Here is a 19,706-nt window from a genome sequence, read left to right as displayed (position 1 = left end):
GGGACGAACGGAGGTTCTCCATGACCGCGTCCAGCGAACCGGCCCGCGGGGCCGGCATGGCCACCGGCCGGCGTACCGCCGCGCCCGCGGCCAAGACCAGCGCCGCCGCCACCTTCGCCCTGGTGTTCGGGGTGGCCGGGCTGCTCAGCGTGCTGACCGCCATCCTGGCCTGGATCGGCCTGGTGCTCGGCATCGTCGGGATCGTGCTCGGCATCGTCGGCCTGCGGATGGCCGCCCGCCCGGGCGTCACCGGCCGGGGCGTGGCGATCGGCGGCCTGGTGCTCAGCGTGCTCGCCGTCCTGCTCGGGCTGGCGCTGGCCGCCGGGATCACCACGTTCGTCAACAACCAGGGCGCGGTGGACCGGATCCAGAGCGGCGTCGACGACCTGCGCGACAAGCTCGGCAAGTGAGCCGGCGGCCGGTGCCCTGATCGCGCCACGCCGGCCGCCTCGCCGGCGTCGCGCGATCCCCCCGTGCGGGTTCCCCCCGGAGCCGGCGGTGGCCTCGTTCCCCCCGACGCCGTGCGACCAGGATCCCGGTCGCGGTCCGCCGACGGGATCGTCGCGTCCGGAACTTGCGCAAATCTTGAGCCGGACAGTGAGATGTTTGACGACGCAAGCAATGGGTAGTCGCGAGTTGATCCCGATCGAGAGGAATACGTCTGATGGACGGCCAGGTCAAGGTAGCGATCATCTACTACAGCGCCACCGGCATCACGTACCAGATGGCGCAGGCGGCCGCCGAGGCCGCCGGCGAGGCGGGCGCCGAGGTGCGCCTGCGCAAGGTACGCGAGCTGGCGCCGGAGGAGGCCATCCGGTCGAACTCCGGTTGGCAGGCGCACCGCCTGGAGACCCAGGACGTGATGGAGGTCGAGCTCGACGACCTGTCCTGGGCCGACGTGGTGATCTTCGGATCCCCCACCCGTTACGGCATGATCGCCGCGCAGCTCAAGCAGTTCATCGACACCACCGGGCCACTCTGGGCGCAGGGCGCGCTGGCGAACAAGGTCTACTCGGCCTTCACCTCGACGGCCACCGCGCACGGCGGCCAGGAGACGACGCTGACCTCGCTGTTCACCGTCTTCTACCACTGGGGTGGCATCGTGGTGACCCCCGGCTATACCGACCCCAGCCAGTTCACCGCCGGCAACCCGTACGGCGCCTCGCACACCAGCAACAACGGTGAGACGGCCCCGGACGACGTCGCCCGCAACGCCAGCGCGCTGACCGCGCGCCGTGCGGTGCAGATCGCCGGCATCGTCAAGAAGGGCATGGCGGCCGGCTGAGGTAGCCGACCCGCCGCCGGGGCGACCGGTGGCCGGGCGAGAGCACTCGGACCCGCCCGGGCCGCCGGTCGCCTCCGCGCTACCCGCGATCCGCCGCGGCCTGCGCGCCGACCGGCCGGGCCAGCAGGTGCCCGAGCAGCTCGGCCAGCACCACCATCCCGTCCCGGCTGAGCACCGACTCCGGGTGGAACTGCACCCCGGCGACGCCCGGCCCGCGCAGCGCGTGCACCGCCCCGTCCGCCGGGTCCCGGGACAGCTGCACCGGGCCGTACGGGGTGCCGATCCGGTCGGTGTCGGCGCGGGCGGTGAACGTCGAGTAGAAGCCGACCCGGCGGGGCGTGCCGAACACGTCGACGTCCCGGGGCAGCCCCTGGTAGGGCGCCCCCCGGCGGTGCAGCGGCAGCCCCAGCAGCCCGCAGAGCAGCTGGTGCCCCAGGCAGACCGCCAGCGTCGGCAGGCCGGCGTCGAGCCGCCCGGCCAGCAGCGTCCGCAGCGCCGCCATCTTCGGCTCGTCGACCCGCCCCGGGTCGCCCGGCCCCGGGCCGGCAACCACCAGGTCGTACCCGTCGAGCGGGCCGGGCCGGTGCCACGGCCGGACGGCCACCGCCAGGCCCAGCGCGGTGAGCTGGTGGGCGAGCATCCCGGTGAAGGTGTCCTCGCCGTCCACGATCAGCGCCCGCCGGCCGGCCAGCCCGGGCAGCACGGTCGCCCCCGGCTCCCGCTGCTCCAGCCAGAACCGGGCCAGCGAGGTGTTGCGCGCGGCGAGCACGGCCCGCACCTCGGGGTCGTCGGCGAGGGAGCGCTCGGGTTCACTGCCCGGCTCACGTGCGGCCGGTCCCAGGCCGAGCGCGGCCAGCACCCCGGCGGCCTTCGCGTGCGTCTCGGCCACCTCGCCGGCCGCGGTGGAGTGCCGCACCAGGGTCGCCCCGACCGGGACCCGCAGGTCGCCGTCCGGGGAGATCTCCGCGGTGCGGATCAGGATCGGCGCGTCGAGCGTCTGCCGCCCGGCGTCGTCCCGGCCGAGCAGGGCCAGCACGCCGGAGTAGTAGCGGCGGCCGGTGCGCTCGTGCCGGGCGATCACCCGGCAGGCGTTCTCCATCGGGCTGCCGGTCACCGTCGGCGCGAACATGGTCTCCCGCAGCACGTCCCGGACGTCCCGGGTGCCCCGCCCGGCCAGCAGGTACTCGGTGTGGGTCAGGTGCGCCATCTCCTTCAGATACGGCCCGACGACCTGCCCGCCCCGCTCGGCGACGCATGCCATCATCTTCAGCTCCTCGTCGAGCACCATGTACAGCTCCTCCACCTCCTTGGGGTCGCGGAGGAAGCGCAGCAGGGCGTCCCGGTCCGGGGCCGCCCCGGCGTGCCGGAAGGTGCCGCTGATCGGGTTCATCATCACCAGCCCGTCGGCCACGCTGACGTGCCGCTCCGGGCTGGCCCCGACCAGGATCCGGGTGCCGGTGTGCACCAGGAACGTCCAGTAGGCGCCCCGCTCGTCGTGCAGCAGCCGGCGCAGCGCGGACAGCGCCGCGCGCAGCGGGTCACCCTGCACCCGGGCCCGCAGCGTGCGGTGGATGACGAAGTTCGCGCCCTCGCCGCGGCCGATCTCCTCGGCCAGCACCCGCTGCACGATCCGGGCGTACGCCTCGTCGTCGACGTCGAACGCGGCGCCGGTGGTGACCACCGGGTCGGCCGGCAGCGCGGCGACGGCGTCGGCCAGGCCGATCCGGGCCCGCTCGGCGATGCGCAGGTACTGCAGCGGGGTGCCGTCGTCGCGGCACTCGAAGCCCCGCTCGGTGATCTGTCGGTACGGCACCAGGGCCAGCGTGGCCGGGCTGGTCGTGTCGTCCGGCACGGGCAGGTCGGCGAGGCGGGCGGCCACGCCGACGGTGCCGGTGAACAGCTCGAGCTGGTCGGTGCCGGCGCGGCGCACCAGCGCGAACGGGCCGACGTCGGCGCCGCCGGCGGCGGCGGTGAGCAGGTCGTACGGGCGGGTCATCGGTCTTCTCCTCCGGCCTGGGCGGCGCCCGTCGGGGCGGCCGGAGGAACCGGGGAGGACCGGCGGCCGCCTCGTCGGGCGGCCGCGTGGGTGAGAGCTACGCGTGGACGGTGGCCGCCGGGTCGGCGGGCCACCAGCAGGACGGGTACGCGAGCATGCGCCGAGCGTACGCGAGGCGGTTCGGGCGCGGAAGCCGTCGCCGGATCCGGGCGACCGGTCCGGCGTCGATGGACGCTTCGCCGACCCCGCCGCCGGGTACCGTGACCGGCGATGAACACTCTCGCGCTCGACCTGGGGACCTCCTCGGTACGCGGTCTCGTGCTGGACGGCGACGCCGAGCCGTTGCCCGGCGCGCTGGCCCGCCGCAAGGTGCGCCTGAGCGTCGGCGACGACGGCGCGGGCACCCTGGACGCCGCCGGCTACCTGGCCTGCCTGGTGGAGTGCCTGGACGAGCTGGCCGAGGGCGGTCACCTGACCGACGTGCGGCTGGTCGCGGTCTCCGCCCAGTGGCACTCGGTGGTGCCGCTGGACCGCGCCGGCGACCCGCTGGGGCCGGTGCTGACCTGGTTGGACACTCGGCCGGAGCCGCCGGCCGGCGCGGCCGGCCCGGCCGATCCGGAGGCCTTCCACCTGCGCACCGGCGCGTGGTGGCACCGGTGCTACTGGTCGGTCCGGCTGCCCTGGCTGCGGGACCGGGTCGGCGCCCCGGTCGCCCGGTTCGCCGGCCTGGTCGAGTACGCGCTGGGCCGGCTGCTCGACTCGGCGCCGATGTCGGTCTCGATGGCCTCCGGCACCGGCCTGCTCGACCTGCGCACGCTGGACTGGGACGCGGAGGCCGCCGAGCTGGCCGGGGCCCGTCCCGGCGAGCTGCCCGAGCTGGCGCCGATGGACTGGCGGGGGCGGCTGAGCCCCGAGCACGCCCGGCGCTGGCCGCAGCTGGCCGAGGCACGCTGGGCCGCGCCGGTGGGCGACGGGGCGGCGTCCAACGTCGGCTCGGGGTGCGTGGACGAGCGGCGGGCCGCGGTGACCGTGGGGACGTCGGCCGCGGTGCGCTTGGTGCAGCGGGTTCCTGCCGGGACGCCGTTGCCGCCGTTGCCGTACGAGCTCTGGCGGTACCGGGTCGACCACGAGCACGTGGTGACCGGGGCGGCGTACTCCTGCGGTGGGAACCTGTTCGCCTGGGCGAACCGGGAGCTGCGGTTGCCCGAGGGGCCGCAGCTGGAGGCCGCCCTGGCCCGGATCCCGCCGGACGGTGGCGTACCGGCCAATCCGCGGCTGGGCGGGGACCGGCCGCCGGGCCTCGCGCCGGCCGGCACCGGCGAGCTGAGCGGGCTGCGTTTCACCACCACCTCGGTGCAGCTGCTGGCCGGCCTGATGAACGGGTTGTGCCGGATGGTGGCCGACGACCTCGCCGTGCTGGAGTCCGCGGTCGGCGCGCCGGTGGACGTGGTGCTCGGCGGGGGAGCGGTGACCGCCTCGGCCTGGTGGCGCGGCGCCTTCGCGGCGGCGCTCGCGCCCCGGCAGGTGCGGCACCGCGCCGAGCCGGAGATCGGCGCCACCGGCGCGGCGCTGGTGGCGCTCGGCCGGGTAGCGGAGGCGGGCCGGCTCGCCGAGGCGGACGGCACCGAGCGTGACCCGGCGCCGGCGTCCTCGGCCACGGGGAGCGCCGGCCGGCCCGCCGAGGACCGGCGGCCGCCGGCCCGTTGACACCGCTGGCCCGCCTGGTTGGATGGACCCCGCTCCCCGGCGTGGGGAACGGGGACCGAGGAGGCCGGGGTGGACGCAGCTGGCGAGGACGGCCGGGATGCCGAGTCGACCCGTCGCCACCCGTACGACGACGGGGTGTTGGTGCACCGGCGGCGCTCGCCGCTGCGGCTGCGCGACTGGCGGGTGCGGACCAAGCTCGCCACCGTGCTGGTGATCCCCTCGGTGGCGTTCCTGGTGCTGGCCGGGGTGCAGACCGCGGGCTTGGTCGGGCGGACCACCGCGCTGGGCGACTTCGCCGCTCAGGTCGGCATCGGCCGGCAGATCAGCACCGCCGTCGACCGTCTCCAGCAGGAGCGGGACCGCTCGGCGGGTGAGCTGGCCGGGCTGCGCCGCGGCGAGGGCGCCGCCGCCCGGACCGCGGCCACGGCGGCCCTGCAGCCCTTGCAGGCCGCCACCGACCAGGCCTTCGCCGAGTTGCGGACGGCGGCCGGCCCGCTCGCCGACGCCGACGCCGCCTGGCGGGTGGCGTACGCCGAGGCGTTGGAGGCGTACGACCAGGTGGTCTACATCCGGTCGGCGATCATGCCGGCCGTGCTGAGCAGCGACACCATCCTCAGCAACTACCACCGGTCGGTCGACGCGCTGCTCACCCTGCTGGCGGAGCCGACGCCCGGGCAGGAGCACCCGGAGCTGAACGACGCGGTGCTGCGCTACGTGCAGCTGGCCCGGGTGAAGGAGCTGTCCTCCCGGGTCCGGGCCCAGCTGTACCAGGCCGCCCGCGCCGGCCGGTACGAGCTGGACGACCAGGTCGCCCTGACCGACCTGCGGGCGCAGCAGCTGGCCGCCCTGGGAGCCTTCCGGGTGGCCGCCACCGGCGATCAGATCGCCCGCTACGACCGGACCTCGCGGGACCCGGCCTTCGTCACCGCCTCCGGCCTGGAGGAGAAGAGCCTGCCCGGCGGCACGACCCAGCCGGCGGTGCTGCCGGCCGCGCAGTGGTGGGCGGCCAGCGAACAGCGGCAGGAGCTGCTGCGGCAGCTGGAGAGCGAGGTGCTCGACGACGCCGTGGCGCAGGCCGACGAGGTCAGCGCCGACCAGCTGCGCACCACGCTGCTGGTGGTGGGCGGCATCGTGGTGGTGCTCGGGCTCGCGGTGCTGCTCGCCCTGCTGATCGGCCGGTCGATCGCCAACTCGCTGCAGGCGCTGCGCGGTCAGGCCCTGCGCATCGCGCAGATAGAGCTGCCGCACGCGCTGGAGCGGCTGCGGGCGATCGACCGGGGCACCCCGACGATCGATGTGCCGCCGCCGCTGGTGCGGTCGCTGGACGAGATCGGCGAGCTGGCCGAGGCGTTCGTGGCCGTGCACCGCAGCGCGGTCAGCGTGGCGGTGGAGCAGGCGGAGACCCGCCGTACCGTCAACGCCATGTTCGTCAACCTGGCCCGGCGCAGTCAGGTGCTGGTGGAGCGGCAGCTGGAGCTGCTGGACGACCTGGAACGCGAGGAGGCCGACCCGGACCAGCTGGAGAACCTGTTCAAGCTGGACCATCTGGCCGCCCGGATGCGCCGTAACGACGAGAGTCTGCTGGTGCTGGCCGGCACCGAGTCGACCCGGCGCTGGAACCGCCCGGTCGGGTTGGGCGCGGTGCTGCTGGCCGCCAGCGCCGAGATCGAGCAGTACCAGCGGGTGCGCCACGAGTCGGTGGCCGACCTCTTTGTGGTCGGGCACGCCGTCGGGGAGTTGGTGCACATGCTGGCCGAGCTGTTGGAGAACGCGACCGCGTTCTCCAGGCCGGAGACGGTGGTCCGGGTGACCGCGTGGGCCGAGGGCGGCGGGGCGGTGGTGGAGATCCTCGACCAGGGGCTGGGGATGAGCCCGGCGGCGCTGGCGGAGGCCAACGGTGTCCTGGCCGCCCCGCCCGCGGCCGACGTCGGCGCCGTCGAGCGGATGGGCCTGTTCGTGGTCAGCCACCTCGCCGCCCGGCACGGCGTGCGGGTGCGCCTGGCCGCCGCAGGGGACGGCCTCGCCGCCCGGGTGCTGCTGCCGGCCACCCTGTTGGCGGCGGCGCCCCCGGCCGAGCTGGACCAGCCGGCGGAGCCCCGGATGCTCACCGCCGCGGTGGCCGCCCGGGCCGGGGACGCGGCGCGGCCGCGGGTGCCGACCCGGCGCGCGGAGCTGCCGGTGGCGGGGCGGCGACCCGAGCCGGCGGCGACCCGGCCGGTGCCGATGCGGGCGGAGGACGTGCTGGCACCGGCGTCGGCGCCGCCGGCCACCGGCTCCGGCTGGTGGTCGCGGCAGGGGCCGGCCGCGGGCTCGCCGGCGGTGGCCGGCGGGTCGACGCCCGCCCCGCCGGCCACCCCGGTGACGGCCGGGACCAACGAGCGCGGTCTGCCGGTACGGGTGCCGATGGCGCAGCTGTCGGCCGTCACCGAGCCGGCCCGGCCCACCGCCGGCCCGGCCCGGTCGGACCCGGACCCGGAGGCGGTGGGCGGGATGTTGTCGCGTCTCTACAGCGGCGTACGCCGGGCGGAGGCCGAGGAGACCACGGAGATAGCGCTGCCGCCGGACGGTGGCCGCGGTGAGGGGGGACGACAGTGATGACACTGAGCCAGGAGGCACGGGACCTGAGCTGGCTGGTCAACGCGTTCGCGGAGCGGGTGCCGGGGGTGGCGCACGCGGTGGTGGTCTCGTCGGACGGGCTGCTCGTGGCGATCTCGGCGCACCTGCCCCGCGACAACGCGGACAAGCTGGCCGCGGTCACCTCGGGGTTGATGAGCATCACCGCCGGGGCGGCGCAGATGTTCGACGGCGACATCGTGAAGCAGACGGTCGTCGAGATGGGGCGCGGCTACTTCCTCGTCATGCAGATCCGCGACGGGTCGATCCTGGCCACCCTGGCCGGCGCCGACGCGGACATCGGCGTGGTCGGCTACGAGATGGCGCGGCTGGCCAAGCAGGCCGGCGAGATGCTCACCCCGGCGCTGCGCGCGGAGCTGCAGCAGGCCCTGCCCCGCTGAGCCGCCGGGCCGGACCGCCCCCACGCGGTCCGGCCGGGCCGGCCGGTTGCCCCGGCCGCTGGCGTCACATTCCGTTGGCGCCGATCACCTCGCGGTACCAGTGCGCGCTGCGCTTGAGGACGCGCCGCTGCGTCGGATAGTCCACATAGATCAGTCCCCAGCGCTGCTCGTACCCCTCGGCCCACTCGAAGTTGTCCAGCAGCGACCACACGTGGTAGCTCTCCAGCGGCACCCCGTCGGCGATCGCCCGGTGGGCGGCGGCGAAGTGGTCGCGCAGGAACGCGATCCGGCCGGCGTCGTCGACGGTGCCGTCGGCGTCGAGGGTGTCCGGGCAGGGCAGGCCGTTCTCGGTGACGGTGAGCGGGACCGGCCCGTAGTCGCGGGTGACCCGGGTGAGGATGTCGTACATCCCCTGCGGGTAGATCTGCTGCCACTCGGCCTCGGAGGTGGGCCAGCGCTCGACGGTGCCGCCGTCGGCGGTGACGTAGATCGGCGTGTAGTACTGCACGGCGACCAGGTCGACCGGGCTGGAGATGAGCGCCAGGTCGCCGTCGCGGACCCCGCGGACCATCCGGCTGTCCGGCCCGAGGTCGGCCAGCACGTCGGCGGGGTAGGCGCCGGTGAGCACCGGGTCGAGGTAGAGCCGGTTCTCGTACCCGTCGTAGAGGCGGCTGGCGGCGGCGGCCGCGGCGCTGTCGTCGGCGGGGTAGCAGGGGTGCAGGTTGAACGCGGGGCCGATCCGGGCGGTCGAGCCGGTGGCGCGCAGCGCGCGGACCGCCAGCCCGTGGGCGAGCTGCAGGTGGTGGGCGACCAGGTACGCCGCGTCCGGGTCCTGCCGGCCGGGCGCGTGATGCCCCAAGAGGTAGCCGTTCTGCACCACGGTCTTGGGCTCATTGACGGTCAGCCAGACCGGGACCTGCTCGCCGAGGCCGCGGAAGACCGCGTCGGCGTAGTCGGCGAAGCGGTAGGCGGTGTCCCGGTTCTCCCAGCCGCCGGCGTCCTGCAGGGCCTGCGGCAGGTCCCAGTGGAAGAGGGTGACCATCGGGGTGATGCCGCGCTCGTGCAGGCCGTTCACCAGGCGGCGGTAGAAGTCCAGGCCGCGCTGGTTGGCCGGGCCGGTGCCGTCGGGCTGGATCCGGGGCCAGGAGATCGAGAACCGGTAGCTGCGCAGCCCCAGGTCACGCATCAGGTCCAGGTCCTCGGCCCAGCGGTGGTAGTGGTCGGCGGCCACGTCGCCGGTGTCGCCGTTGCGGACCCGCCCGGGCGTGCGGCTGAAGGTGTCCCAGATCGACTCGCCCCGGCCGTCCTCCTTGGCGGCGCCCTCGATCTGGTACGCCGAGGTGGCCGCGCCCCAGCCGAAGTTCCGCGGGAAGCGCAGCCGGTCGGTGGCGGGGCCGGCGGTCGGCTCGGCGTCCGGCGACGCGGTGGGGTCGGCGGCTGTGGCGCCGGCGGGGACCGGTGTGCCGCCACCGGCGGGGGCGGGGCGGCCGGCCCGGGCGGTGGCGGAGAGCGCGGCGCGGCGCAGCAGCCGCCGTTGGGTGAGCATCGACATGGGCGTTTCTCCTCAGGGTGCGGGTCCACCCCGACGGACCGGGAGCGCTCCCAGCGCAGGTCTGCGGCGCTCCGCCCGCCATGGGGGTGGAACCGTCAGCCTAGAGGGCCGCGGCGGGCGGCCGGGATGGGGGAAGTGGCGGTGCGACGGCGCGGCCGGGGCGGGGCCGTCGGCGGGGGCCGGATAGTCGGCGAGGCCGGCCGGGACGACGGCGCATGCCGGTCCGGTCGGCCTCTTTTCCCGTCGGGTACGACGGGTTTAGTGTGGGGACGGGGGAGGGCAACCCCCGTCCCCAACCGTGTTGCACACACGCACGTCTGGATTGGCGTCCGGCCGTGCGTGTCGCGCGGGAGCCGGGCCACGCGAGTGGCTCTGGTTCCACCTCCCTCCAGCGCTGGGGGTGTGACTGGCGGCGGCGTCCGGGCTGGCCCGCCGTCAGTCTTCCGGGTCGGATCCGCAGCCGGGCGGGCTACGGTCGTCATTTCTCACATCGGTCGATGGAAGCGCTCCCATCGACCGATGCAGCGACTGTAACGCCCGTCACGCCTTTGTGAAAGCCCCTACACGAGATCGAAACATGGATCTGCATTCGACGAGTGGGCATTGCCGTGGGAGCGCTTCCATGGCAGACTGTCGAACCAACGCGTGGAGCCAAGCGAGCGCGAGCCGCGGGTCGCCGAGGGCATCCGGTCCACCGGACGGCACCCCAGGACACGGCGACCGAGCTGCCCCGCAGCCGGCCGGTCCCCGACCACCTTCCCGGCGCCTCCGTCCCCCGCGCACCCCCTGATCCGCGCGTGGAGGCGCCCCTGCCGGGGCCTACCGGCCCCGGCCCGGTTCGAGGAGACACCGCCTTCATGAGAATCCTGGCCAGACGTCGCCGCACGGCGATGCTCGCCGCCACCGCACTGGCGATCGGCGGGATCACCCTGCCCGCCGGCGCCGCCCAGGCCGCCCCGGCCTGCGACGTGGTGTACGCGACCAACGACTGGAACACCGGCTTCACCGCCAACGTCACCGTGAAGAACCTGGGTGACGCGGTGAACGCCTGGACGCTGAAGTTCTCCTTCCCGAACAGCTCCCAGCGGCTCACCCAGGGCTGGTCGGCGAAGTGGAGCCAGACCGGCAGCGAGGTCACCGCGACCAACGAGTCGTACAACGGCAGCCTCGGCACCGGCGCGTCCACCACCATCGGCTTCAACGGCTCCTACAGCGGCAGCAACCCGAAGCCCACCGCGTTCACCCTCAACGGGGTGCCCTGCAACGGCACCCCGGCCAACCAGCCGCCGACGGTCTCCCTCGGCCTGCCGGCCGGGCCGTTCACCGCCCCGGCCGACGTGCCGCTGACCGCCACCGCCAGCGACCCGGACGGCACCATCAGCAAGGTCGAGTTCTACCGCGACGGCCTGCTGGTCAACACCGACACCACCGCCCCGTACGGCTACACCCTCGCCGGTCTGCCGGCCGGCAGCTACACCGTGCAGGCCAAGGCGTACGACAACGCCAACGGCATCGGGGTGGCGGAGAAGTCGTTCACCGTCAGCCCGGCCACCGGCCCGACCCTGGTCGCCACCCCGTCGGCGGTCAGCGTGGCCGAGGGCGGCAGCTCGGCGGTCAACCTCAAGCTCAGCGCCGCGCCGACCGGCAACGTGCCGGTCACGCTCACCCGCACCGGCGATGCCGACATCACGGTCTCGCCGACCACCGTGACGTTGACGCCGACCAACTGGAACACCGGCGCGACCCTCACGGTCGCCGCGGCCGAGGACGCCGACACGCTCGGCGGTACCGCCACCATCACCGCCTCGGCCACCGGCCTCGCCCCGCTGGCGATCACCGCCACCGAGATCGACAACGACACCCCGGGCGGGGACAACGCGTACATCAAGAAGTTCCTCGACCAGTACGGCAAGATCAAGAACTCGGGGTACTTCAGCCCCGAGGGCGTGCCGTACCACTCGGTGGAGACGCTGATCGTCGAGGCCCCCGACTACGGCCACGAGACCACCAGCGAGGCGTTCAGCTTCTGGCTCTGGCTGGAGGCGCAGTACGGCCGGGTCACCCAGAACTGGGCCCCGTTCAACAACGCCTGGACGGTGATGGAGAAATATATAATTCCGAATCATTCAGACCAGCCCACCGCCGGCGCGCCGGGGACGGCGCAGTACGCCGCCGAGTACAACCTGCCCAACCAGTACCCGTCCCAGCTGCAACCGTCGGTGCCGGTCGGGCAGGACCCGCTGCGCGCCGAGCTGCAGAGCACCTACGGCACCGGCGACATCTACGGCATGCACTGGCTGCTGGACGTCGACAACACCTACGGCTTCGGCCACTGCGGTGACGGCACCACCAAGCCGGCGTACATCAACACCTTCCAGCGCGGCACCCAGGAGTCGGTCTGGGAGACCGTCCCGCAGCCGTCCTGCGACACCTTCAAGCACGGCGGCCAGTACGGCTACCTCGACCTGTTCGTCAAGGAGGGCAACGCGCCCGCCAAACAGTGGAAGTACACCGACGCCCCGGACGCCGACGCGCGCGCCGTGCAGGCCGCGTACTGGGCGCTGACCTGGGCCAAGGCGCAGGGCAAGGAGGCCGACGTGGCGGCCACCGTGGCCAAGGCCGCCAAGATGGGCGACTATCTGCGGTACGCGATGTTCGACAAGTACTTCAAGAAGATCGGCAACTGTGTCGGCGCGAGCACCTGCCCGGCCGGCAGCGGCAAGGACTCGGCGCACTACCTGATGTCCTGGTACTACGCCTGGGGTGGCGCGTACGACCCGCAGCAGAACTGGTCCTGGCGGATCGGCTCCAGCCACAACCACTTCGGCTACCAGAACCCGCTCGCGGCCTGGGCGCTGACCAACGTGCCGGAGCTCAAGCCGAAGTCGCCGACCGCGGTCGCCGACTGGCAGAAGAGCTTCGACCGGCAGCTGGAGTTCTACACCTGGCTGCAGTCCGCCGAGGGCGGCATCGCCGGTGGCGCCACCAACAGCTGGGACGGCAGCTACGCCCAGCCGCCGGCCGGCACCGCCACCTTCTACGGCATGTTCTACGACGTCGACCCGGTCTACAACGACCCGCCGTCGAACCAGTGGTTCGGCATGCAGGCCTGGTCGATGCAGCGGATCGCGGAGCTGTACCTGCAGACCGGCAACGCCAAGGCCAAGGCGCTGCTCGACAAGTGGGTGCCGTGGGCCGTCGCCAACACCACGCTGGGCGCCAACTGGTCCATCCCCTCGGACATGAAGTGGACCGGCCAGCCCGCCAACTGGAACCCGACCAGCCCGCAGCCGAACAGCAACCTGCACGTCGAGGTCACCGTCAAGGGCCAGGACGTCGGCGTCGCCGCCGCCTACGCCCGGACCCTGATCGCGTACGCGGCCAAGTCCGGTGACGTGTCGGCGAAGAACACCGCCAAGGGGCTGCTCGACGCCCTCTCCGCGGCGGCCGACGCCAAGGGCGTGTCGACCACCGAGAAGCGCGGCGACTACAAGCGCTTCGACGACGTCTACAACGCGGCCGACGGCCAGGGTCTCTACGTCCCCGCCGGCTGGACCGGGAAGATGCCCAACGGCGACGCCATCGCCGCGGGCAAGAGCTTCCTCGACATCCGGTCGTTCTACAAGAACGACCCCGACTGGCCGAAGGTGCAGGCCTACCTGAACGGCGGCGCCGAGCCGGCGTTCAACTACCACCGGTTCTGGGCGCAGGCCGACGTGGCCATGGCGTACGCCGACTACGGCAACCTGTTCCCCAACGGGTGAGGTGACCCTCCCGGGTGGGTGGCGCGGCGTCACCCACCCGGAGGCCGACCGGGTCCGGGGGAGCGGATCGCCCGGTCGGCGGGCGGCCTGACACCCACGGTCAGGCCGGGGGTGGGCCGGTCGTCCGGCCGACGCAGCGGACCGCTCGGCCCACCCCACCGTCCGCCGTTCGCGCCGTCGCGAAAGGCGGCGGAAAAAAGGGGGCGTCCTGGGATCACACGACCCCGTGCGACGGAGTACCGTATTGCTCGGAGAGGCCGCTCCCCCCGTGGCGGCCTCTCCCTTAATTTTTCCCAGGGCCGCCCTGAAGCCGCCCCGCGAATCGCATGCCGGTGGGGCCGACCCGCGAAGGGCCGGCCCCACCGGCGTCGGCGCTCAGGAGTGGGTGACCGTCAGGCCGTAGATCTGGGTCTGGCCGTAGTTCGTGTCGGCGCACGGCGCGGAGTTGCCGCAGTTCGCCTGGGTGTACGCGCCGGCCTTGAAGTACGCCCCGGAGAAGCCGCGGGTGATGGTCGTCTGCAGCACGTCGTTGTAGTAGACCTTCACCTGCCCGCCGCCGACCACGAACCGACCCTTGTATCGGGTGCCCAGCTGGTACCCGCTGGTGACGAGCTTGTGGTGGGCGTTGTCGCCGTTGGTGACGTACAGGTTCGTGCCCTCCAGCCGGAACACCGTGATGTCGTCGTTCGCGTCGTGGATCTGCGCGCCGACCAGGTGCGGCTTGCCCGCCGGCAGGGCGGTGAACGCCTCGTCGAAGGACATGGTGTGGGTGCCGGAGGTGGAGGACCAGCTGGCGTTGGCCGTACCGTTGGCGGTCATCTCCCGCAGCTCGGAGCGCGGGTACCCGGAGCCGCTGGTGGTGGTGCCGTTGACCGGTGCCCGGAACTGCACCGCGGTGCAGGAGGCCGCGGTGACGAACCAGGGCGCGGACCGGTAGCCGGCCAGCGTGGGCTGGGTGACGGTGGTGGGGTCCTCGGCCGGGCCGGTCGGCAGGGTGACCTTCCAGTTGGTCAGGTTCAGCACGTCGGCCGGCGCGGCGCAGCCGGTGGCGTCGGCCCCGTACACCCGGGCCTCGGTGATGCTGGTCCAGTCGTTGACGGTGTTGCCGTAGCCGACCACCCGCACGTACCGGGCCGCCCGGTCGGTGAAGCCGTACGTCTCCTGTTGGACGGTGCTGCCGCTGCTGTTCCGCTGGCTGATCACGGTGTTCCAGGAGACCGCGTCGGCGGAGGTCTGCACCGCGAAGCTGCTGGTGCGCTCGTCGCCGCGGTGCCAGGCGATGCCGATCGAGCCGACCGTGGTGGCGGCGCCGAGGTCGAAGCGGATCCAGGCGCCGCTGCCCTGGGCCGACCAGCGGGTGGCCAGATCCCCGTCGAGGGTGTTGCCGGGCACGTTCCCGTCGTCGGCGCTGGCGGTCACGCCGGCGACGGGCAGGGCGGTGGCGGCCTGGGCGGCGGGCACGGCGGTGAGGCCCGCGGCGAGCAGCGCCAGCGGAACGGCGACAGCGAGGGTACGTCGCATTGAGGGGTCCTTTGCGGGGGTGAAGGCCGGTATGGGGGAGCTACCCCGCACCAGTGCCGGGTGACCATAAGATGCGGGTTTATGGCAGTCAATGGCTCGGCCGGAAAATCCTGAGCCACCACTCAGTCCGCCGCGGAATTCGCCCGGGCCGCCGCTGCGGCGGTGGTCGCCCACCGCTACGGTGTGCGGGTGCGAGCGACGGCAAGGGGTTGGACCGCGGTCTGGTTGGTCGTACTGGCTCTGGCCCAGGCGGCCGCGCTCGTCGTGGTGTGGCGGTTCGCCGTGCACACCGGGACCGGGCAGTGGCTGGACACGGTCGCCCTGACCGGCAACCGGATCGGGCAGGACCGGATCGACGGACTGGTCAACCGGATCCTCAACGCGATGTCGGTGCTGTCGCTGCTGATCGCCACCGTGGTGATCGGGTTCATCGCGCTGATCCGCGGCCGCAAGGCGCTCGCCCTCGCGGCGACCCTGCTGATCGCCGGCGCGAACGTCACCACCCAACTGCTCAAGTACGCGATCGACCGGCCGGCGCTCGGCATCGACCCAGAGCGGGACGCGGTCGGCAACAGCCTGCCCAGCGGGCACGCCACCATCGCCGCCTCGGTGGCGCTCGCCCTGATCCTGGTGCTGCCGGCGAAGGTGCGGGTGGTCGGGGCGTTCATCGGGGTGGCGTACGCGGCCAGCGCCGGCGTGGCCACCCTCTCCGCCGGCTGGCACCGGCCCAGCGACGCGCTGGCCGCGTACCTGATCGTCGGGGTGTGGGCGGCCGCCGCCGGGTTCCTGCTGTTGATGTTCCAGCACGAGCAGGCGCTGGTCGCGTCGGAGGACGCGCACCGGGTGGCCGCCGCCGTGCTCGGCATCGGTGGGCTGGCCGCGATGCTCGCCTCCGGCCTCGCGCTGTCGTCGCTGCTCCACCAGCAGCACGTGCCGGTGGACGAGCTGGGCCGCCGCTCGCTGTTCATCGGGTACGCCGGCAGCGCCGCCGGCATCGTCGGCGCGATGGGCGTGGTCGCGGCGCTGGTGCTGCTCTCGGTGCACCGCCTGGTGCCCCGGGTCAAGGGCTGACTCTCACCCGGCTCCCGCTCGCCCGCCGGCCCCGGCCCGCGCGTCAGCGGCGGTACGTGCCGACCATGGTGCCGCTGGCCACGTCCCGCCCGGCCAGCGCCGCGTGCACGTCGGCGGCCTGCGGCTCGTCGGGCAGGTCGATCGGGCGTTCCAGCGCGTAGAGCCGGAAGAAGTACCGGTGCGCCTCCTCGGCCTGCGGCGGGTGCGGCCCGTCCCAGCCGGTGGTGCCGAAGCCGTTGGGCCACTCCCGCCCGCCATCGGGCACGGCGCCCTCGGCCACCCCGGTCGAGGCCGGGGAGATGCCGGTGACCAACCAGTGCAGGAACGGGCTCCGGCCGGCGTCCGGATCCTCCACCAACAACAGCAGCTCCCGGGCCGACTCCGGCACGTCGGCCCACTGCAACGGCGGCGATGCGTTCCCGCCCTCCCGGGAGAAGCGCCCCGGCAGCAGGTCGTGGTCGTTGAACGCGGTGCTGCGCAACATGATCCCGGCCATCGTCTCGTCCGCCCCTCTCGTCGGCCCGGCGCGTACCCGGCCCCGGCCGCCCGAAACCGGGTGAGAGGCTGACGACCATGGACCGGGTACGAGCGGCGTTCCGGCACGAGTGCGCCCGACTGGAGCGGATCCTCGGCGCGCTGACCGACGCGGACCTTGACCTGCCCACCCCCTGCCCGCCCTGGCTGGTCCGCGACCTGGTCGCGCACGTCAGCACCGGTGCCGGGCGGCTGGCGGGCATGTTCGCCGCGCCCGCCCCACCGCGCGCCGAGGTGGACGCGGCCGGATACTTCGGCCCGGCCAAGTTCGCCCCGGAGGTGGACGCGGCCCGAGTGACGGCGGCCCAGGCCGAGGCCGCCCGGCTGGCGGCGCCGCGGGTCCACGAGGCTGCCAGGTTGGCGGCGGCCCGGGCGGCGTTCGGGGACGCCTGGCGAGCCACCGACGCCGCCGTCGGCGCTTACCCGGTGGGTCGGCTGGTGCGCACCCGGCACGGGGAGGCGATGACCGCAGCCGACTTCCTGGTGACCCGGGTGGTGGAGGTGGGCGTCCACGGGCTCGACCTCGCGGCCGCGGTGGGCCGGCAGCCGTGGCTGACGCCGGCCGCCGCGGCGGTGATCGGCGACCTGATCACCGGAGGGGCGCCGGCGCCGGACGCACTCGGCTGGGATCCGCTCACCCTGGTCCTGAAGACCACCGGCAGAGCCCCGCTCGACCAGGCGGAGCGGGCTGTCGTGGCCACCGCCGGATTCCGCCGGCTCTCCTTCGCCGGCTGACCTCGTCGGGCGGCCCGCTCATGAAACGGGCGGAGCAACCATGATCGTCTGAGGAGTAGCCAGTCTCCCGTCGGCGTGTCGACTGGCTGACGGTCAGACGATCATGGGCCGCTGAGCGGTGGCGGTGGCGGTGGCGGTGGCGGTGGCGGTGGCGGCGAGCGGCGCGTCGGGACGAGTCGCCGCGCAGGTCGAGGGCGCCCGCCGGGTGGGCCGAGGGCGCCGGCTGGGCGCTGGGTGTGCCGGGCGCGAGGGGCGGCACGGGGCCGGGTGGGCGTGGGGTAGTCAGGGGGCGGTGCGGGGGGCGGGGACGTGCGGGACGCTGCCGCGCAGGTGGGCCAGCACGATCGGGTCGATCCGGCCGGCGACGAGGCGCTCCTCGAGGTTCTCCACGCCCGCCCAGGAGGCGAGCGCGTCGTCGAGCCCGGCCTCGCCGACGGGGTGCCCGGCCGTCGCGAGCAGCCCGGCCACCTCCTCGGCGAGCAGGCCGGTGAGGTCGAGCAGGGTGGTCGGGTCCGGCTTGCCGAACAGCAGCGTGTGCATGTCGAGCAGCCGTTCCAGCTCGGTCAGCGGCTCGGGGTGATCGTCCACCCGCAGGTCGACCAGGTTGTCGCCGGTGCCCGCGTACCCTCCCCGGCGCTGGACCACCAGGATGCCGGCGCTCTGCCGACCGCGCCGGTCGCCGCCGGCCCGGTCCCCGGCGCGGAGCGCGGCGAGCAGCCGCTGCGGGAACGGCAGCGCCGACCCGGCCAGCCAGGCATCGCGTACCGCGTCGACGACGTGCGGGCCGGCCAGGATGTTGCCCTGCACCGCCCAGCCGTCGCCGGCCTGGCCGCCGGCCCAGTCGTGGCAGCGCGGGCCGGTCCAGCTGGCGCCCACGCCGGTCGCCCCGACGATCCCCAGCTGGCGGTCGTCCCGGCCCGGGTCGGCGGCGACCAGCCCGGCCAGCGTGTCGGCCGCGGTCACGCCGGAGCGCAGCAGGGCCAGCCCCTGCGGGCCGTAGGCGAGGTTGACGTGCGCCTGGGTGGCGATCGCACCCACCTCGGCCTCGGTGGCCGGCACCAGCGCGCCGGCGGCGAGGAACTTGCTGGCCACGGCGACGCCGTGCAGGAGCCCGTCGTCGGAGCGGGCGACGATGGAGAAGGTCACCCGTGGAGGTTAGCGCCGGGTGGCGCCCCGCGCCCCGCCCCGACCCACCGGGCGGGTCGGAACGGGCGGGTCAGAACGGCGGCGCGGCCGGTTCGGGCGGTACGCCGCGGGCCCGTCGGGCGTCGGCCACCGCCACCCCCGCCAGGACGAGCGCCGCCACCACCGAGGCGTACAGCGAGCTCTGGTGCCGCAGCACCGGGGCGGCGGCCAGCAGCACCAGGATGCCGATCCAGCGGGACCGGGACACCCGGCCGAACACCTCGTACTCGAACCGGGCCCGGCCGGCCAGGAAGAGCGCCGGGCCGCCGACGCACATGGCCAGCCAGGGCAGCCTGGTGTGCCCGAGGGGATGGTCGATCACCAGCTCGTAGCCGATCGCGGTGGCCACGATGCCGATCACCATCACCAGGTGGGTGTCGGCGGCGGACCGGCCGATGAGGGCCGGCTCCTTCGCCCTGGTCACCGCCTCGCCGAGGATCTGCCCGGCGCGCTGGACGTAGATCCGCCAGAGCAGCACCGAGGTCACGATCGCGGCGGCGAACGCGCCGGTCCGGGCCACGCCGAACGGGCCGTCGCTGTACGACAGGCCGGTCACCAGGATCGTCTCGCCCAGCGCGACGAGGAAGAACTGCTGGTACCGCTCGGCCAGGTGCTCGCCGGCGACCTGCCACTTGCTCACCGTCGAGCGGCCCAGCCCGGGCACCGGCCAACCGAACCGGCCGGCGAGATACTCGATCAGCAGCGCCAGGCCCCAGAGCACCACCTGGGCGTTCGTCGGCAGGAACGCGCCGGTCAACCAGAACACCCCGGTGAAGCAGAACGTGATCAGCATCCGTAGCTTCAGCGGCCGGTACTGGTGCGGGCCGAGCGCGACCAGCAGGACCAGCGGCCGGGTGACCTGGGCGACGACGTACGCCACGGCGAACGCGACACCGGTGGTGCTGAACGCGCGGGGGATCGCCACCCCCATCACCATGGTGCCGACCAGGGCGGTGATCACCACGGTCTGCAATCCGATGTGGTACGGGTCGTACCGGCTGGTCGTCCAGGCGGTGCCCTGCCAGACCGCCCAGAGCGCGAGCAGCAGCAGCAACGTCTTGCCACCGCCGGTGAACGGCGCCCACCCCGTGGTGCCGCCGACGTCGATGGCCAGGTCCTCGAAGGCGCGCGCCGAGACGCGGGTGAGCGCGAAGACGAACACCAGGTCGAAGAAGAGCTCCAGGAACGTGGCCCGCTCCGGCGCGACGCCGAGCGGCAGGAACCCGTCGGTTCCGCCGTGATCTCGTCCGTCGTCCGCCCGGTTCACCTGGCAGTCGTAACACCTCCGACCGGCGGTACGGCCGGCAATCGGAGTTATCCGGGTCCGCGCACGTCTTGTCCG

14 protein-coding genes are annotated in these 19,706 nt (G+C 74.0%); 8 read left to right on the top strand and 6 right to left on the bottom strand.

Annotated elements, in window-relative coordinates; translation table 11 throughout:
- Positions 1-20: 20 nt before the first annotated feature.
- Both ACFY3U_RS14315 and wrbA read left to right on the top strand, forming a co-directional pair.
- A complete protein-coding gene (locus ACFY3U_RS14315; RefSeq protein ID WP_387200395.1) occupies positions 21-410 on the top strand; it encodes a hypothetical protein in 390 nt (129 codons plus the stop codon).
- A 254-nt stretch (positions 411-664) separates the two neighbouring features.
- Positions 665-1,285 carry an NAD(P)H:quinone oxidoreductase gene (gene wrbA, locus ACFY3U_RS14310; protein WP_387200392.1) on the top strand — a complete coding sequence of 207 codons (621 nt, stop codon included), beginning with the start codon at positions 665-667 and terminating at the stop codon, positions 1,283-1,285.
- 79 nt (positions 1,286-1,364) lie between these two features.
- Here wrbA and ACFY3U_RS14305 read toward each other — a convergent pair whose 3' ends face one another.
- Complete coding sequence (locus tag ACFY3U_RS14305) at positions 1,365-3,281, bottom strand: chorismate-binding protein (RefSeq protein ID WP_387200389.1); 1,917 nt, start codon at positions 3,279-3,281, stop codon at positions 1,365-1,367.
- Positions 3,282-3,551: 270 nt separating this feature from the next.
- Here ACFY3U_RS14305 and ACFY3U_RS14300 point away from each other — a divergent pair, with 270 nt between their 5' ends.
- The 3 genes from ACFY3U_RS14300 to ACFY3U_RS14290 all read left to right on the top strand — a co-directional run bounded on the left by ACFY3U_RS14300 (position 3,552) and on the right by ACFY3U_RS14290 (position 8,002).
- The gene (locus ACFY3U_RS14300; RefSeq protein ID WP_387200386.1) at positions 3,552-4,988 is read left to right on the top strand and encodes an FGGY family carbohydrate kinase; all 1,437 of its coding nucleotides are present in this window, start codon (positions 3,552-3,554) and stop codon (positions 4,986-4,988) included.
- A gap of 69 nt (positions 4,989-5,057) precedes the next feature.
- A complete protein-coding gene (locus ACFY3U_RS14295; protein ID WP_387200384.1) occupies positions 5,058-7,583 on the top strand; it encodes a nitrate- and nitrite sensing domain-containing protein in 2,526 nt (841 codons plus the stop codon).
- Between the two features lie 5 nt (positions 7,584-7,588).
- Positions 7,589-8,002: a roadblock/LC7 domain-containing protein gene (locus tag ACFY3U_RS14290; RefSeq protein WP_387200647.1), complete on the top strand. Its 414-nt coding sequence runs from the start codon at positions 7,589-7,591 to the stop codon at positions 8,000-8,002.
- Between the two features lie 64 nt (positions 8,003-8,066).
- Here the strand turns inward: ACFY3U_RS14290 and ACFY3U_RS14285 are convergent, their stop codons facing one another.
- Positions 8,067-9,554: a GH1 family beta-glucosidase gene (locus ACFY3U_RS14285; RefSeq protein WP_387200381.1), complete on the bottom strand. Its 1,488-nt coding sequence runs from the start codon at positions 9,552-9,554 to the stop codon at positions 8,067-8,069.
- An 866-nt stretch (positions 9,555-10,420) separates the two neighbouring features.
- Here ACFY3U_RS14285 and ACFY3U_RS14280 point away from each other — a divergent pair.
- The gene (locus tag ACFY3U_RS14280) at positions 10,421-13,318 is read left to right on the top strand and encodes a glycoside hydrolase family 48 protein (protein ID WP_387200644.1); all 2,898 of its coding nucleotides are present in this window, start codon (positions 10,421-10,423) and stop codon (positions 13,316-13,318) included.
- A gap of 375 nt (positions 13,319-13,693) precedes the next feature.
- Here ACFY3U_RS14280 and ACFY3U_RS14275 read toward each other — a convergent pair whose 3' ends face one another.
- Positions 13,694-14,839: a polysaccharide lyase family 7 protein gene (locus ACFY3U_RS14275; RefSeq protein WP_387200378.1), complete on the bottom strand. Its 1,146-nt coding sequence runs from the start codon at positions 14,837-14,839 to the stop codon at positions 13,694-13,696.
- 183 nt (positions 14,840-15,022) lie between these two features.
- Here ACFY3U_RS14275 and ACFY3U_RS14270 point away from each other — a divergent pair, with 183 nt between their 5' ends.
- Positions 15,023-15,910, top strand: a complete 888-nt coding sequence (locus ACFY3U_RS14270) for a phosphatase PAP2 family protein (protein ID WP_387200375.1) — start codon at positions 15,023-15,025, stop codon at positions 15,908-15,910.
- Between the two features lie 43 nt (positions 15,911-15,953).
- Here ACFY3U_RS14270 and ACFY3U_RS14265 read toward each other — a convergent pair whose 3' ends face one another.
- On the bottom strand, positions 15,954-16,406 hold the full coding sequence (locus ACFY3U_RS14265) for a YbhB/YbcL family Raf kinase inhibitor-like protein (RefSeq protein WP_387200372.1): 453 nt from the start codon (positions 16,404-16,406) through the stop codon (positions 15,954-15,956).
- A gap of 77 nt (positions 16,407-16,483) precedes the next feature.
- Here ACFY3U_RS14265 and ACFY3U_RS14260 point away from each other — a divergent pair, with 77 nt between their 5' ends.
- Positions 16,484-17,179: a maleylpyruvate isomerase N-terminal domain-containing protein gene (locus ACFY3U_RS14260; protein ID WP_387200370.1), complete on the top strand. Its 696-nt coding sequence runs from the start codon at positions 16,484-16,486 to the stop codon at positions 17,177-17,179.
- Positions 17,180-17,461: 282 nt separating this feature from the next.
- Here the strand turns inward: ACFY3U_RS14260 and ACFY3U_RS14255 are convergent, their stop codons facing one another.
- Positions 17,462-18,325 (bottom strand): DUF1028 domain-containing protein, encoded by an 864-nt coding sequence (locus ACFY3U_RS14255; RefSeq protein WP_387200367.1) that lies wholly within the window; start codon positions 18,323-18,325, stop codon positions 17,462-17,464.
- Between the two features lie 70 nt (positions 18,326-18,395).
- A complete protein-coding gene (locus ACFY3U_RS14250; protein ID WP_387200364.1) occupies positions 18,396-19,631 on the bottom strand; it encodes a low temperature requirement protein A in 1,236 nt (411 codons plus the stop codon).
- Positions 19,632-19,706 lie beyond the last annotated feature (75 nt).

It is taken from the genome of Micromonospora sp. NPDC000089 (assembly GCF_042899365.1).
In the GTDB taxonomy this organism is placed as follows: Bacteria; Actinomycetota; Actinomycetes; order Mycobacteriales; family Micromonosporaceae; genus Micromonospora.
Note: the sequence above shows the minus strand (reverse complement) of the source record. Positions and strands in the feature narration are given on the sequence as shown.

What these genes read in the sequence shown, in the direction of transcription:
- ACFY3U_RS14315 (WP_387200395.1), top strand. Translation starts at nt 21, where the DNA reads ATGACCGCGTCCAGCGAACCGGCCCGCGGGGCCGGCATGGCCACCGGC.
- wrbA (WP_387200392.1), top strand. Translation starts at nt 665, where the DNA reads ATGGACGGCCAGGTCAAGGTAGCGATCATCTACTACAGCGCCACCGGC.
- ACFY3U_RS14305 (WP_387200389.1), bottom strand. Translation starts at nt 3,281, where the DNA reads ATGACCCGCCCGTACGACCTGCTCACCGCCGCCGCCGGCGGCGCCGAC.
- ACFY3U_RS14300 (WP_387200386.1), top strand. Translation starts at nt 3,552, where the DNA reads ATGAACACTCTCGCGCTCGACCTGGGGACCTCCTCGGTACGCGGTCTC.
- ACFY3U_RS14285 (WP_387200381.1), bottom strand. Translation starts at nt 9,554, where the DNA reads ATGTCGATGCTCACCCAACGGCGGCTGCTGCGCCGCGCCGCGCTCTCC.
- ACFY3U_RS14275 (WP_387200378.1), bottom strand. Translation starts at nt 14,839, where the DNA reads ATGCGACGTACCCTCGCTGTCGCCGTTCCGCTGGCGCTGCTCGCCGCG.
- ACFY3U_RS14265 (WP_387200372.1), bottom strand. Translation starts at nt 16,406, where the DNA reads ATGGCCGGGATCATGTTGCGCAGCACCGCGTTCAACGACCACGACCTG.
- ACFY3U_RS14260 (WP_387200370.1), top strand. Translation starts at nt 16,484, where the DNA reads ATGGACCGGGTACGAGCGGCGTTCCGGCACGAGTGCGCCCGACTGGAG.